14 protein-coding genes are annotated in these 14,011 nt (G+C 45.2%); 13 read left to right on the top strand and 1 reads right to left on the bottom strand.

The features are described from left to right. Positions 1–116 precede the first annotated feature (116 nt). Both H6F77_RS11355 and H6F77_RS11350 read left to right on the top strand, forming a co-directional pair. Positions 117–698 (top strand): NADPH-dependent FMN reductase, encoded by a 582-nt coding sequence (locus H6F77_RS11355; RefSeq protein WP_190488449.1) that lies wholly within the window; start codon positions 117–119, stop codon positions 696–698. Beyond that, positions 691–1,842 (top strand): class I SAM-dependent methyltransferase, encoded by a 1,152-nt coding sequence (locus H6F77_RS11350; RefSeq protein ID WP_190488447.1) that lies wholly within the window; start codon positions 691–693, stop codon positions 1,840–1,842. Before H6F77_RS11355 ends, H6F77_RS11350 begins: the two co-directional genes overlap by 8 nt. A 91-nt stretch (positions 1,843–1,933) precedes the next feature. Here the strand turns inward: H6F77_RS11350 and H6F77_RS11345 are convergent, their stop codons facing one another. Then, positions 1,934–2,872 (bottom strand): type II secretion system F family protein, encoded by a 939-nt coding sequence (locus H6F77_RS11345; protein WP_242022071.1) that lies wholly within the window; start codon positions 2,870–2,872, stop codon positions 1,934–1,936. A gap of 636 nt (positions 2,873–3,508) precedes the next feature. On the opposite strand from H6F77_RS11345, the gene coaD reads away from it, so the two are divergent. The 11 genes from coaD (at position 3,509) to H6F77_RS11290 (ending at position 13,537) form a co-directional block, all read left to right on the top strand. Further along, entirely contained in the window at positions 3,509–4,060 is a 552-nt protein-coding gene (gene coaD, locus H6F77_RS11340; protein ID WP_190488445.1) for a pantetheine-phosphate adenylyltransferase, read from the top strand. Continuing rightward, positions 3,970–4,674, top strand: coding sequence for a F0F1 ATP synthase subunit B (locus tag H6F77_RS11335; protein WP_242022069.1), 705 nt, complete (start codon positions 3,970–3,972; stop codon positions 4,672–4,674). Before coaD ends, H6F77_RS11335 begins: the two co-directional genes overlap by 91 nt. A 141-nt stretch (positions 4,675–4,815) precedes the next feature. Continuing rightward, on the top strand, positions 4,816–6,219 hold the full coding sequence (gor, locus tag H6F77_RS11330) for a glutathione-disulfide reductase (protein WP_190488443.1): 1,404 nt from the start codon (positions 4,816–4,818) through the stop codon (positions 6,217–6,219). Between the two features lie 203 nt (positions 6,220–6,422). Next, complete coding sequence (locus tag H6F77_RS11325) at positions 6,423–7,355, top strand: phosphodiester glycosidase family protein (protein WP_190488441.1); 933 nt, start codon at positions 6,423–6,425, stop codon at positions 7,353–7,355. 153 nt (positions 7,356–7,508) lie between these two features. After that, the gene (locus tag H6F77_RS11320; protein ID WP_375335933.1) at positions 7,509–8,027 is read left to right on the top strand and encodes a sigma-70 family RNA polymerase sigma factor; all 519 of its coding nucleotides are present in this window, start codon (positions 7,509–7,511) and stop codon (positions 8,025–8,027) included. Beyond that, the gene (locus H6F77_RS11315; protein ID WP_190488437.1) at positions 8,024–8,353 is read left to right on the top strand and encodes a hypothetical protein; all 330 of its coding nucleotides are present in this window, start codon (positions 8,024–8,026) and stop codon (positions 8,351–8,353) included. The genes H6F77_RS11320 and H6F77_RS11315 overlap by 4 nt, the downstream gene beginning before the upstream one ends. 108 nt (positions 8,354–8,461) lie before the next feature. Then, complete coding sequence (locus tag H6F77_RS11310) at positions 8,462–8,974, top strand: Spy/CpxP family protein refolding chaperone (RefSeq protein WP_190488435.1); 513 nt, start codon at positions 8,462–8,464, stop codon at positions 8,972–8,974. A 126-nt stretch (positions 8,975–9,100) separates the two neighbouring features. After that, positions 9,101–9,601 (top strand): Spy/CpxP family protein refolding chaperone, encoded by a 501-nt coding sequence (locus H6F77_RS11305; protein ID WP_190488433.1) that lies wholly within the window; start codon positions 9,101–9,103, stop codon positions 9,599–9,601. Between the two features lie 377 nt (positions 9,602–9,978). Next, a complete protein-coding gene (locus H6F77_RS11300) occupies positions 9,979–11,496 on the top strand; it encodes an efflux RND transporter periplasmic adaptor subunit (RefSeq protein ID WP_242022068.1) in 1,518 nt (505 codons plus the stop codon). A 152-nt stretch (positions 11,497–11,648) separates the two neighbouring features. Further along, positions 11,649–12,863: an ABC transporter permease gene (locus H6F77_RS11295; RefSeq protein ID WP_190488431.1), complete on the top strand. Its 1,215-nt coding sequence runs from the start codon at positions 11,649–11,651 to the stop codon at positions 12,861–12,863. Positions 12,864–12,892: 29 nt separating this feature from the next. Then, a complete protein-coding gene (locus H6F77_RS11290) occupies positions 12,893–13,537 on the top strand; it encodes a YqiA/YcfP family alpha/beta fold hydrolase (RefSeq protein WP_190488429.1) in 645 nt (214 codons plus the stop codon). The last annotated feature ends 474 nt before the right edge of the window (positions 13,538–14,011 follow it).

Raw genomic sequence — 14,011 nt, 5'->3', positions numbered from 1 at the left:
GGTAAGTGAATTCTCTTAGCTACCTATGAGTATCTGAATAAGTGGTGCGCGGGTGGCTATGTAATAATCCTTATTAGAATTGAAATGAATAATAGGAAATTTACTTAGAAGCACGTATGGCTTACACGCCCAAAATCTTAGCTTTTGCTGGTAGTACCCGGAAGGACTCTTATAACAAGAAACTGGTGCAAATTGCTGCAAACGGAGCCAGATCAGCGGGGGCTGAGGTGACATATTTGGATCTGCGGGATATCCCCATGCCTATATATGATGAGGATCTTGAAGCAGCTGAGGGAATCCCCCCGAATGCACTTAAGTTGAAAGAACTGATGATGCAACATCAGGGACTTCTTATAGCTTGTCCTGAATACAATAGTTCCATTACGCCCGTTTTGAAGAATGCTATTGATTGGGCGTCGCGTCCATTACCGGGAGAAGGAATGCTGGCTTGTTATGTTGACAAGGTGGCGGCTATTATGAGCGCCTCGCCAGGAGGATTCGGGGGTATGCGCGGTTTAGTTCACGTCCGCTCAATACTGGGAAATATTAAGGTTATTGTGCTTCCGGATCAGGTAGCGGTTTCTAAGGCTTATGAGGTTTTTAATACTGATGGCACTTTGAAAGATCCCAATCAGCAGGCGTCTGTTGAGAAGCTGGGTGAAAATGTTGCTAAGGTGCTAGCTAAGTTAAATGGATGAATTAGCTGCAACCCTGCGAAGCGCGATCGCAGCAAGCCCTCTCCAGCGCATTACTTTTGCTTCATACATGGACTTGGTGCTGTACCATCCACAATACGGCTACTATGCTAGCCCTTCTGTGAATATTGGTTCGCAGGGTGACTTTTTTACTTCGCCTCACCTTTGTGCTGACTTTGGCGAAGTGCTGGCAGAGCAATTTGTCCAAATGTGGGATATCCTGGGACGCCCTAAACCATTTACGTTAGTGGAGATGGGGGGGGGTCAAGGGCTTTTGGCTGCTGATGTCCTGGGATATTTACAAAAGAGTTATCCGCAGTTTTTTGATGTTTTAGAGTATGTAATTGTTGAAAAAGCACCCGGATTGATTGCCCAACAGCAACAGATGTTGCAAGATTGGATAACTAATTGGGGGCGCATTTATTGGCGTAGCTGGGAGGAAATACCCAGCGCCTCTATAACTGGTTGCTGTTTTTCTAATGAGTTGGTGGATGCTTTGCCCGTGCATCAGTTTGTGGTTGAAGAGGGGCAATTGCGGGAAATTTATGTCACTGCAAATGATAACTTTGTAGAAGTAAGTGGCGAACTTTCAACGCTAAAGCTAACTGAGTATTTTAAATTAGTAGGAATTGAGTTGCCATCGAGTGCGTATGCTGATGGATATCGCAGCGAGGTGAATTTGGCAGCTTTGGACTGGTTGGGTGTGGTAGCAGATAGGATAAATCGGGGGTATTTGCTGACAATTGATTATGGATATTCCGCTGTGAGGTATTACAATCCACAGCGCTCGCGCGGTACGTTGCAGTGTTACTATAAGCACCGACATCACGACAATCCTTATATAAATATTGGGCAACAGGATATAACTGCCCATGTAGATTTTACTGCTTTGGAACGATGGGGGGAGTTGTGCGGATTGCAGCGAGTGGGGTTTACTCACCAAGGGATGTTTTTGATGGCGTTGGGGATGGGCGATCGCATTGCTAATCTCGCCTCTAGTTGCGGACAAGATATCCAAAAGCTGTTGCGGCGTCGCGATGCTTTACACCAACTGATAGATCCAGCAGGGTTGGGACGTTTTGGGGTATTAGTTCAGAGTAAGGGTTTGAAAGAGCAGGAGACGCTTAGAGGTTTAAGTATGCCTTAAGAATAATTTCTTGTCTTCTCGTTTCACTGGAGGCGGAAACTTACAGAATAGGCATTTCCAGGGTGTACCTGGGGATGCGGGATATCAAAAATTATCCTGGTAGTGAGTTCATAAATGATGTGATGAGCCGAACTCCAAGAGCAACAATTAAAGCAGCAACAGTTAGCAAGCTTACAGGGCGCAAAATACTTTGTAACTGAAGAAGCGAGCGCTCTAGCTCACCCTCGTAATATACTGCTAATCTTTGGAAAGCGTTGTCTAAATTACCCGTTTCTTCGCCAGTGCGGATTATTTGGATGGCTACTGGTGGTATCTTGCTTTGTAAACTCTCTGTGAGGGTTCTTCCGCTGCGAATTTGCCTAGAGGCTTTGGCTATATTTTCTCCCATTTGAGGATCTCGGATGTGCGATCGCAGCAATTCTAGGGCGGTCAAAATCGGTATCCCCGCACTCAAAGGTAATGCCAAATCACCTAAATAAAGCAGCGATCGCGCCTCGATTACTTTTCCCAATCCGGGTATTTTTGCCGTCAATTGATGCAATCCTCGGCTGGGGTAGCGAGAAGGTATAAGACTTGCGAAAAACAAAACTAAGCCGAGTCCTAAAGCATATATCCAGAAACCCGGTTTCATCAAACCGCTTGTCTGCTTTTTGAATATTGCTGCTATTAGTAATAATATGCTCCAAATAATAGCGATCGCTGCTAGCCTCACCGAAAGATAAAGTCTTTCTCGTCGCTGTTCTGTTTCAGTTGCGATCGCTATTCGCCGACAAACTTCTGGCAATGTTCCACTGTATTCGGCGGCGCGTATCAAGCCGATCGTCCAAGCGTCAAAATAGTTAGGTTGGAGGGCGATCGCGCTTGCTAAATCCATCCCCGATCCCACCGCTGCGCTGGCTTTTTGTATATAGCGCGCGAAGGATGAATGGCGCTCTTTTACCGCCATAGTTAAGCTGTGCTGTACTGTCAAGCCAGAGTTCAGCATAGCGGCTAACTGTTGAAAAAATATGGCTTTTTCTTTAGCTTTCAATGTTGTTTAAACTTTAGGCTGAATAAGTCAGGCTTTTCTGACAATCTTTGTTTGCGTTTACCTAAAATATCCTCATATCCATATTATTCTATAGGCTATTGGTTTTATGGCGATCGCCAACAACTAGAAAATATCCTACCGCAGGTTGGTGGTGCTTCCGCAGTGCGATCGCTTTTTACAACATATTTGCTTACTAGAGTAGTACATGGAATAAAAAGTATTTTGGTAAAATTTGCAAATTATTACCTGCCGTTGTTGCTGATAATTATGCGTATTTGATGTAAATAGGTAGAACTTAGAAAAATTACATTAACAGGCAAAATATCATAACAACTAGCTACAAACTCTTGCGTTTAACCTCAAAGTTGCGGTTAAATAACAATTTTTACAATTAAAAATAAATAGGTTCAACTGACATTATAAGGTATGCCTAAATAGCATTTTGTATCTACAAAACTGTATGCTAAACTGATATAGCTAATAAGTGACAAGAGGGTTGTTACAAGAGTTACGATAATAATAAAAGGGCGATCGCGTTCTTGAATAAACGTTTAAAGGTAATTTTATTCAAAAAATTCATAAAATTGTCACCATAGTTCAGTACAATTGCCAAAGCTAGCTCTAGGGTTTACCCGTGTGATTGCAATTTATCCAGGCAGCTTCGATCCGATTACCTTGGGGCACCTCGACATTATAGAGAGGGGTTGCAAGCTCTTTGAGCGGGTGATTGTCGCGCTTCTGCTCAATCCCAACAAAACGCCCCTGTTTACCGTGCAGCAGCGCATAGAGCAAATTCGCGTGTGTACGCAACATCTGCCGAATGTAGAAGTAGACAGCTTTGATGGTCTGACAGTAAACTATGCCAGAATGCGTGGAGCTACTGCGCTGCTGCGAGGATTGCGAGTGCTTTCCGATTTTGAACACGAACTCCAGATGGCTCATACTAATAAAACCCTCTGGGATCAAATTGAGACAGTTTTTCTCGCCACATCTAACGAATACAGCTTTTTAAGTAGTAGCGTAGTGAAAGAGATTGCCAAATTTGGCGGCTCCGTCGATCATCTTGTTCCCCAGCACGTTGCCCTAGATATCTACCGATGTTACGCCAAGACCCATCCCGACTCGACCCAGATAGCGACGGACCTAGCAACGAGGGTGAATCGCCCCAGAGTGGATCGGGAGGTGTAGATATTCAGCGGGAGCTGAACAGACTCGAAGAACTGATTCTGGATAGTCCCCGTATTCCCTTTACTCGACGCACGCTGGTTGATGAGGAACAACTACTCGACCAGTTGGATGTCGTGCGCCTAAATTTGCCAGAAGCATTTCGCGAAGCGGAAGCCATAGTGCTGCATAAGGAAGATATTATCCGGCAAGCAGAGGATTATGGTGAGGCAATTATTCAGGAAGCCGAACGCAGAGCGGATCAGATATTGGATGAAATAGGTATCATCCGACAGGCAGAAAGAGAAGCAGAACTGATCCGAGAACGAGTGCAAGAAGAGTGCGAACTCATGCAGGAGCAAACGCTCGCGGAAATTGAGCGCCTGCGGTTGCAAGCACAACAGGAACTAGAGCAAATGCGGCAAATGGCGCTCGAAGAGTGCGAGGATATTCAGCTTGGAGCAGACGACTACGCCGACCGAGTTTTGACAAACATCGAGCAGCAGTTGGGCGATATGCTGAGGGTAATTCGCAACGGGCGTCAACAGCTGCAAAATGATGCGCCCACGCCGCGATCGCGCGATACTGACACGCCCGCTTCACCCAACCGTCCATCGCCAAATTCACCGAAAAAGTGAAAATGGGAATGGGGCATGGGGGGAGCTATGATTTATGAATTTTGTTAACGTAGCCAAGTAGCACGTTTTAAATTAATAACTCGTAACTACATACCCTAATACCCGATTACTCATTACCCAACTAACAACTAGCAATAAGCTATGACATACGATTACGATCTGTTTGTGATTGGTGCGGGTTCTGGTGGTTTGGCTAGCTCTAAACGTGCTGCCAGCTACGGAGCAAAAGTAGCGATCGCAGAAAACGATTTAGTCGGCGGAACTTGCGTGATTCGCGGTTGCGTCCCCAAAAAATTAATGGTTTACGCTTCTAAGTTCTCCCACTTGTTTGAGGATGCAGCAGGTTACGGCTGGAGTGTGGGTGAAAGAAGCTTAGACTGGGAGAAAATGATTACCTCGGTCGATAAGGAAGTCCGCCGTCTCAGCGAGATGCATATTGGGTTTCTGGAAAAAGCTGGAGTGGAATTGTTTAGGAGTCGCGCCTCTTTAGTAGATGCTCATACTGTCGAAGTAGACGGGCGCAAATATACGGCAGATAAGATATTAATTGCCGTTGGAGGGGAAGCAGCTAGACCAGATTTACCAGGAGTAAAGGAACATTGCATCACCTCTCGCGAGATATTTCTCCTTAAAGAGCAACCCAAGCAGATTGTTATTTTTGGCGCGGGTTATATTGCTGTAGAGTTTGCCTGTATTATGCACGGACTTGGCAGCGAGGTTACATTGGTGCTGAGGGGCGATCGCATCCTCAAAGGCTTTGATGATGATATCCGCGTTGGTATTCAAGATGCGATGGCTCAACATGGCATCAAAATTATTACTAATTGCACGGGTAAAGGCGTCGAGAAAACGCCAGAAGGTCTTAACGTCAAGTTTGTTGAAAAAGGCAAAGACGCGGAGACGACACTAAGGGCGGATCAAGTTTTAGTTGCTGTCGGTCGCGTTCCCAAATTAGGCGGTTTGGGTTTGGAGAATGCAGGTGTTGAAGTTGTAAAAGGTGAAAACCAAGGTTCGCCGGCAATAGATGGGTATAGTGTAGAATCCGCCATCAAAGTTGATGAATACAGCCGCACTTCTGTGCCTAATATTTTCGCTGTAGGCGATTGCACCAACAGGATTAATTTAACACCAGTTGCGATTGGCGAAGGTCGCTGTTTTGCTGATACTGAGTTTGGGAATAATCGCCGCGTATTCAGTCACGAAAATGTAGCATCGGCGGTGTTTACTCAACCGGAAGCGGGTACGGTTGGTTTAAGCGAAGCGCAAGCGAAAGAGCAGTTGGGAGACGACGGCGTGCAGATATATCGCGCCCGATTCCGCCCGATGTTCCACAGTTTGACTGGTGCAGAAGAGAAAGTGATGGTGAAGTTGGTAGTGGATAAAAAGACGGATCGCGTGCTAGGGGCGCATATGGTTGGGGAAAATGCCGGAGAGATAATACAAGGGATAGCGATCGCAGTTAAGATGGGAGCCACCAAGAAAGATTTCGACGCTACCGTTGGTATTCATCCTTCAACAGCAGAAGAGTTTGTTACCCTAAGATAAATTTAGCTTCGTAGTAATTAGTTACCCGCTCTTGGAAATTTCTAAGGGCGGGTTTTTAATAATTTTATACTGTGTATTTTTAAGAGCGATCGCGCTTGATAAAATTTCTTAAAAAGCCATTGATGCAGGAATTTATTAATAGAGAAGTGTAGTAATTAAGGTCTGAAACTGCGGTTACTTTTGCCTTAATGAAGCTTACCAGCATGAGCAAACGACCAAAAATCACCCTGAAGCGAGCCGCGATCGCCGTTTCCCTGACTATCTTGGGGATACCGCTACTACTCTTATTAATTTATGGTGCGTTACTTCTAAGCCGTCCCCCCCGCACCGAGACGCAGCAACAACTATTTCAGGGTATCTTTTATCGGCGTTTTGCCCGTTCAACGCCACGCCCAAATACAATTCACATCGTTACCATTGACCTAACCGCACCGGGAATTGGGGTTTTGGTGACACCGGGAAAACCAAACGGGTGGGACAAGCAAACCGGGCAGCCATATGAGTTGAGGGCGCAAACTACCTCTGATTTTGTTAAAGAGTTTAAGTTGCAACTCGCTATTAATGGCAGCTTTTTTGGCCCATTTCGTGAAAACGGGCCGTTGGATTATTACCCCCACAACGGCGAACCAGTGAGCGTATTCGGGCAAGTTATCTCAAATGGAAATAGCTATTCATCTAGCCAGTCAGACTCGACTGTGTTGTGTTTTGCACCTGATAACCGCGTCCAAATCCGTCGAGAAAGTTGCGAAAAGAGTGCAGTTCAAGCATTGTCGGGTGGTGATGTTTTTGTTGATGGCGGTAAGCCTGTGGTGCTAAAAGATAATCCCACCAAGAACGATCTGTATCCGCGCACCGCCGTAGCTATTGATAAAAGCGGCGAGAAATTGTGGCTAATTATTGTTGATGGTCGTCAGACTAAATATAGCGAGGGTATGACCTTGCCTGAACTGACAGATATTGTGATGGAGTTGGGTGCTTATAAAGCGCTGAACTTGGACGGCGGCGGATCGACAACGCTGGTAGTTGCTAATGCTTCGGGGACGCGATCGCTCAACTCACCTATTCACACGCGCATCCCCATGCGCCAGCGTCCCATTGCTAACCATTTGGGGTTTTATGCGCGACGACAGGATTAGCGCGATCGCCCTTGAACCTTTTTCTTACCACCTGGGTCTAATCCATAGAACAAACTGGTGAGGGAGATGCAATCGGTGCCGTCTGTACCATTCGATGGGCTAACAAGCGAACAACCCAGCGACAAATCTGCTCGCGACACCGATGCTTACCTAATAAAGCGGTGCAAAGAGGGAGACACGCAAAGTTTCCGACAACTCTACCACCGTCATCAGCAACGAGTCAGATCCGCCCTTTACCAACTTTCTGGTGCATCACACCTAGATGATTTGGTGCAAGAAGTTTTCCTCCGCGCCTGGAAAGGATTGCCAAATCTGCGGCAGGCATCCCAATTTTCCACCTGGCTTTATCGCATAGCGTGGAATGTCGCCTCCGATCAGCGGCGACACTTTGCTCAAGCCAACACCCAGAGGCAAACTCTGAGCAAAACGCAACCAGTCGAACAGGAAGCCCCCGATTTGATGCATCTACACTATCAGGATTTGGTGCAACGCGGCCTCGCTCAAATTAGTTTAGAACATCGCGCTGTACTGGTTCTGCATGACTTGGAGGATGTGCCGCAAAAAGAGGTAGCGCAGATTCTAGGGATTCCGGTGGGAACCGTCAAGTCTCGCCTGTTCCATGCGCGTGACGCAATGCGACAATTCCTTCAAAAACAAGGAGTTCAGCCATGACGAAGTTCCCACATCATGAGGACGATAAACGCTTAGTAGATTTTCTGCGCGGGCATCGCCCAGATCCTCCAACTGCTGCACCCGATCTAGAACAGCAGATTATGCGTAGTCTCGCATATTCACAAGATCCGCCTGCTCAACGTCGGCTGTTGTGGATAGTAACACCAGCGATCGCCGCTAGTGCAATCTTTGCTTTAGCAGGATCTCACTTCCTAACACCGCGCACCGCACAGGTTGACACTGGCACTCTCGAAGCTTTTCTAGAAAACAACTGGACTAGCGTCGTGGATGATAGTCCAGAAGAAGATTGGATGCCAATCAATTAAGCATCTATCTATTGTCTAGCGTTCCTAATTTCATGGTTCATTGCCATCAACAATCAACCACGAACAATCGACTTTCAATTATTAACTAACAACTCAGCTCTCAACACTATGCTTTTACGTCGCGTTTCTGTTTTAGCCGCTCTGATGGTTGCTTTAGGTAGCGCTGTTGCTGTTGCCAAGCCAAATTTTGATTTTTCGCAAACAGTCGCGCAAAATCAACCCGGTCAAGGGCGCGGAGAACGTGGTAAGAATTGGATGACCCAGCAACTCGGTCTGAACGCGCAGCAAGTGCAGGATATACAGGCAATTCAGGAGAAGTACAAACCCCAGATGCAGCCTATCATGGAAAACTTGCGTCAAGCCAAACAAGAAATGCGCCAGTTGAAGACAAATAACGCTTCAGCAGATCAGATCGCGCAACAACAGCAAAAGATGCAAGGTTTGAAGAAGCAAATGCAAGATATAAAATCTGCAAGTATGTCAGAAATCCGCGCCAAACTGACTACAGAGCAACAAGCCAAGTTTGACGAAATGAAGCAAAATCGGCAAGCAAATCGTCGTAACTATACTGGGAAGAATAGAGGTCAACAGTCTCCAGCAGCGCCAACTCAAAGCCTATAAATTTTGAGTAAAGGCTGAAGGATATAGGCTGAATTGATAGTTCAGCCCTTATCCTTAACGGGGAACCACTTTTATTAAAAAAATATCAAATATAAAATATCAGTTATCACCTCACCGCTCAAGACAATGCTTTTACGTCATGTTTCTGTTTTAACAGCTATCATTCTTGCTTTCGGTAGTGCTGTTGCTGTTGCTAAACCCAATTCCAATTTTCCCCAAACTGTCGCTCAAAACCAACCTGGCCAAGGCCGTATGGAGCGAGGTAAGGCTCGGCTTATGCAGCAACTTGGTCTCAACCAGCAGCAAATTCGCGATATGGAGGCAATTCGTGCTAAGTACAAAGACAGGATGCAAACTAGCCAGCAAAATTTGCGTCAAGCATCCGAAGAAATGCGCCGGATGATGTCGGGTACAGCTTCTTCAGATCAAATCCGTCAGCAACATCAGAAGGTTCAAGCGTTGCGGCAGGAGGTTGAGGATTTACGCTTTTCAAGTATGTTGGAAATGCGCGAGAAACTAACTACTGAGCAACGCGCTAAGCTTGACCAATTGATGAAAAAGCGGGGAGGAAATTTCCGCAACCGACAGGGAAAAAGTAGAGATAAACAGCCTCAATTAGCGCCTTAACAAGCGTTATAGCTCTTTATTAAAGGCTCTCACCCAACCGGAAATTAAGGTCTGGGCTAATAGCTCAAGTCTATTAAAATTGACTAAATCTCTTTGTCAGTTCTGTTAAGATAACTTAAGCCATTAGTCAGATCTTAAAAGCGCTGGCGGGTGATAATTTTAATTAACCATATTAAGCGATCGCGATTGGTGGAGTTTAGCATAAATTATTAGATTTAAAACCAATCGTCGGACTGATATTACACTAGATTAAGCACCCATTAAAGCTTAGATAGGAATAAAAGTGATTAAATCTTTCCCGGTTATACTTAAACTTAAAAAAATTTGTAATGGGTAATCCTCCTTTGTCAAAAGTCCTTTGTCCTTACTAATGACCAATGACCAATGAACAATGGCTGGCAATGAAAATTCCCCTAATTGGCAAAGTTGATAAACCCCCACGTTGGCTGGTTGGATTAGTTCTAACAACGCTAATTGGAAGTGGGGGATTTTTTGCTTATACCCAGTTTGTTAACAAACAACCGACACAGCGCCAGAAGGGGTTAACAGTAGAAGTAAAAACACAAGATTTGGGCGTCAAGATTAGTGCTAGCGGTACGGCAATACCTATAAAAGAGGTTAATTTAAGTCCCACACGATCTGGTCGAATAGCACAGCTTTTAGTCGAGCAAGGAGATAAGGTACAACAAGGGCAAATAATTGCTCGGATGGAAGATGCAGAAATTCAAGCCCAAATTGCCCAAGCTGCGGCTAATGTAGACCAAGCAGAGGCGCGTCTGGCTCTGGCGATCGCTGGTAGTCGTCCTACAGAAATTGCTCAGGCGCGATCGCGTCTGGCACAAGCTGAAGCAAAGCTAGCTGAGTCAAAAGCTGGTAGTCGTCCAGAAGAAATTTTTCAAGCACAATCTCAAGTAAATGCAGCGCAAGCGCAACTTAACCTAACAAAAGAACGCACTACTAGATATCAGCAATTGGCTCAGAGTGGAGCGATCGCTCAAGATCAACTCGATGAAGTTTTAACAAACGAGCGCAATGCTCAAGCTAATCTTCAACAAGCTCAGAAGAAAGTAGATTTGCTTCGCAACGGTACTCGCCGAGAGCAAATTATCCAAGCCGAAGCCGCTGTTGCAGAAGCACGCCAAGCGCTACAACAACTTTTGAATGGCACTCGTCCAGAAGAAATCGCCCAAAATAAAGCTTTAGTAGCTCAAGCCAAAGCTCAGTTAAAAGCTGTTCAAGTGCAACAAACTGACACAATAATTACAGCGCCTTTCAGCGGTACTATTACGCAAAAGTATGCCAATGTAGGCGCTTTTGTGACTCCAACTACTTCAGCTTCTTCTACATCTTCAGCAACTTCTAGTTCTATTGTGGCGATCGCTAACAATCTAGAAGTTCTAGCCAAAGTACCAGAAAGAGATATCGGTCAAATTCGCCTCAATCAAACAGTCGAGGTTAAAGCAGATGCCTTTCCGGGAGAAAAGTTTCGCGGGAAGGTGCGATTAATTGCGCCAGCGGCAGTTGTCGAGCAAAACGTTACTTCTTTTCAAGTGCGGATATCTCTAGAAACTGGTCAAAATAAACTCCGAGCGGGGATGAATCTTGACCTAACTTTTGTAGGTGAAAGCATTAAAGATGCCGTTGTTGTGCCTACTGTTGCCATTATTACTCAAAAAGGCAAAACTGGAGTTATGGTTCCCGACGCCAATCAACAACCCCAATTCCAGCCAGTTACACTAGGCTTTTCACTAGGAGATCAAACTCAAATTTTGGAAGGTTTAGAGCCGGGAGAGCAAGTGTTTGTCTATGTACAGAGATCCCCCAGATCTCGATCTGGTGGTAGTGGTGGAAGAGGAGGAGCCGGCGGCGGCGGGTTGCCTGTAAGATTTAGGTAATATTTTATTCAGCGTTAATAGTTCATTTTTAAATGTTTCCCAGCATCGCTATAAAGATGTCATTCTGAGCGAAATGTAGTGGAGCGATCGCCTGCTCAAAATGTAGTAAAGAATGACACGCGGTTTTGATTCCCAATTCCCCATTCCCAATTATGGATATTTCAGAAAGCGTAACAATGGCGGTAAAAACGCTCTCAGCAAATCGTCTGCGGAGTTTATTAACCGTTTTAGGAATTATTATAGGCAATGCCTCAGTAATTGCAATGGTGGGAGTGGGACAAGGAGCGCAGAAATATACCACAGAACAGCTTCAATCTTTAGGCACAAATCTTCTATATGTATTTCCCGGAAGCGGTGATGTTCGACGCGGTAGCCAGAGACAAAATACTTTAGTTTTGGCTGATGCCAGTGCTATAGAATCGCAAGTTCCCTCAGTTAAAGAAGTTGCTCCACAAATTAGCAGTCAAGCATTAGTTAGTTATGGCAGCAACGCCAAGCAAACTAGCGTCATTGGAACGCTGCCAGCTTTTGTGAGCGTGCGTAATTTTCCAGTAGATTCAGGACGTTTTTTTACCGCACCAGATGTAGAACGCAATAGCCGTGTAGTAGTTTTAGGTTCTCAACTAGCAGTTGAACTATTTGGGGATCGTTCTCCTATTGGTGAAAGCGTGCGCCTGAATAACGGTAGTTTCCAGGTAATTGGAGTAATGATAGAAAAAGGCGCTAGCGCTGGGAATAGTCAGGATGAATCGGCATTTGTTCCCATTACTACTGCGTCAAGTCTTTTGGTGGGAAGAACTTCACCCTATGGAATTGCTGTTAATTCTATTGCAGTAACTGCTATTAATGAAGAGAATGTGGATATAGCAGAATATCAAGTGACTAATTTACTGCGCCTGCGCCATAAAATTTCTGGTGAAGATGACTTTACTGTACGCAACCAAGCTGATGCTCTAGCTGCTGCTAATAATGTTACTGGTGCTTTAACGTTGTTGTTGGGTTCTACGGCTGGTATTTCCCTGTTTGTTGGGGGTATTGGAATTATGAATATCATGTTAGCTTCGGTAACAGAACGTACTGCGGAAATTGGCTTACGCAAGGCACTGGGAGCTACGCGATTTGATATTTTGCAGCAGTTTCTAATTGAAGCAATGATTCTATCCCTGGTTGGGGGTGCGATCGGTACGTTACTCGGAGCGGGTTCTATTGTTGTGATTGGAATTTATACTCCTCTTAAAGGGGGGCTTTCTTTAGGAGCGATCGCTCTTGCAGTTGGTGTATCTGGCGGTATCGGTCTATTTTTTGGGGTGATTCCCGCTAGACAAGCTGCTAGGCTAGATCCGATTGTAGCGTTGCGAAGTTCCTGAATTTTCCCACTAAGTACAAGCCAATTGGGATGCATACTACAAGTTACATTTATTTGCATGGATTCGCTTCTAGTCCGCTATCTGCTAAAGCATTGTATGTGCGCGATCGCTTCTCTTCCCTGGATATTCCCCTCTCTATCCCCGATCTCAATCAAGGTGATTTCTCTGGCTTAACTCTAACGCGCCAGTTTCAACAAGTCGCTGCGGAATTCCCCTCCGATGGGATGCCAGTAACTTTAATTGGTTCGAGTTTAGGCGGTTTAACATCTGCATGGGTGGCACAAAAATATCCCCAAGTGCAGCGCTTAGTTTTACTTGCTCCAGCTTTTGGGTTTCTCTCTCACTGGTTGCCTAAATTGGGGGAAGAACAACTGCAACGCTGGCAGACAGAGCAATTTTTATCTGTTTATCATTATGGCGAGAAGCGATCGCTCCCCCTAAATTATCAATTCGTTCTAGACGCCGCGCAGTATCAAGACGAACAGCTACAGCGTCCAATTCCCACCTTAATACTGCACGGTCGGGAAGATGAAGTTATCCCCATTTCAGCTAGCCAAGAATTTGCTACTCAACGTCCTTGGGTGGAGTTAATTGAACTAGAGAGCGATCACGCCCTCGGTAACGTCCTACCTGAAATTTGGCAAGCAATTCAAATATTCTGTCACTTATCTTAATGCCCTAAAAACGCAAAACCCGCCAGGAGAAAGGCGGGTTTATGGAACGAGAAATGAACTGTCAGCGGACTCAACAAATAGAAAGGACAAAAAGTTAACTCTAATACGGTGGACTGAATTCGCAACTAACCTCTTCTGACTTCTGCATCTTGCTGTCGAATCAGACAGCAATTCTAGAGCTGCGCTTTAATAGCTGCGATCGCTAACTAAATCAGCCTACTAGCGCAATGCTACTTCTTTAGAGATGCTACAGCGATTAGGAATTGCGTTGGATACGAGCGGGAGGCACAGGCTCAAATCCGAAGATTGTTCTGAAGGTTTCTACTTCTTTGTGCCTGCTTTTAAGTTAGCACTTGCATCTTTGAACCAACCCATTATTTTACTAAAGTTCATAGCCTTTTATCTTTTGAAATGTTTAGCGAATATTTGTTCACTTACACCATACAAAACAAAACCCCCTCTAATTTAGAGGGG

The sequence above is a fragment of the Microcoleus sp. FACHB-831 genome (assembly GCF_014695585.1).
Taxonomy (GTDB): Bacteria; Cyanobacteriota; Cyanobacteriia; order Cyanobacteriales; family FACHB-T130; genus FACHB-831.
This window is presented reverse-complemented; position numbering and strand designations above follow the sequence as displayed.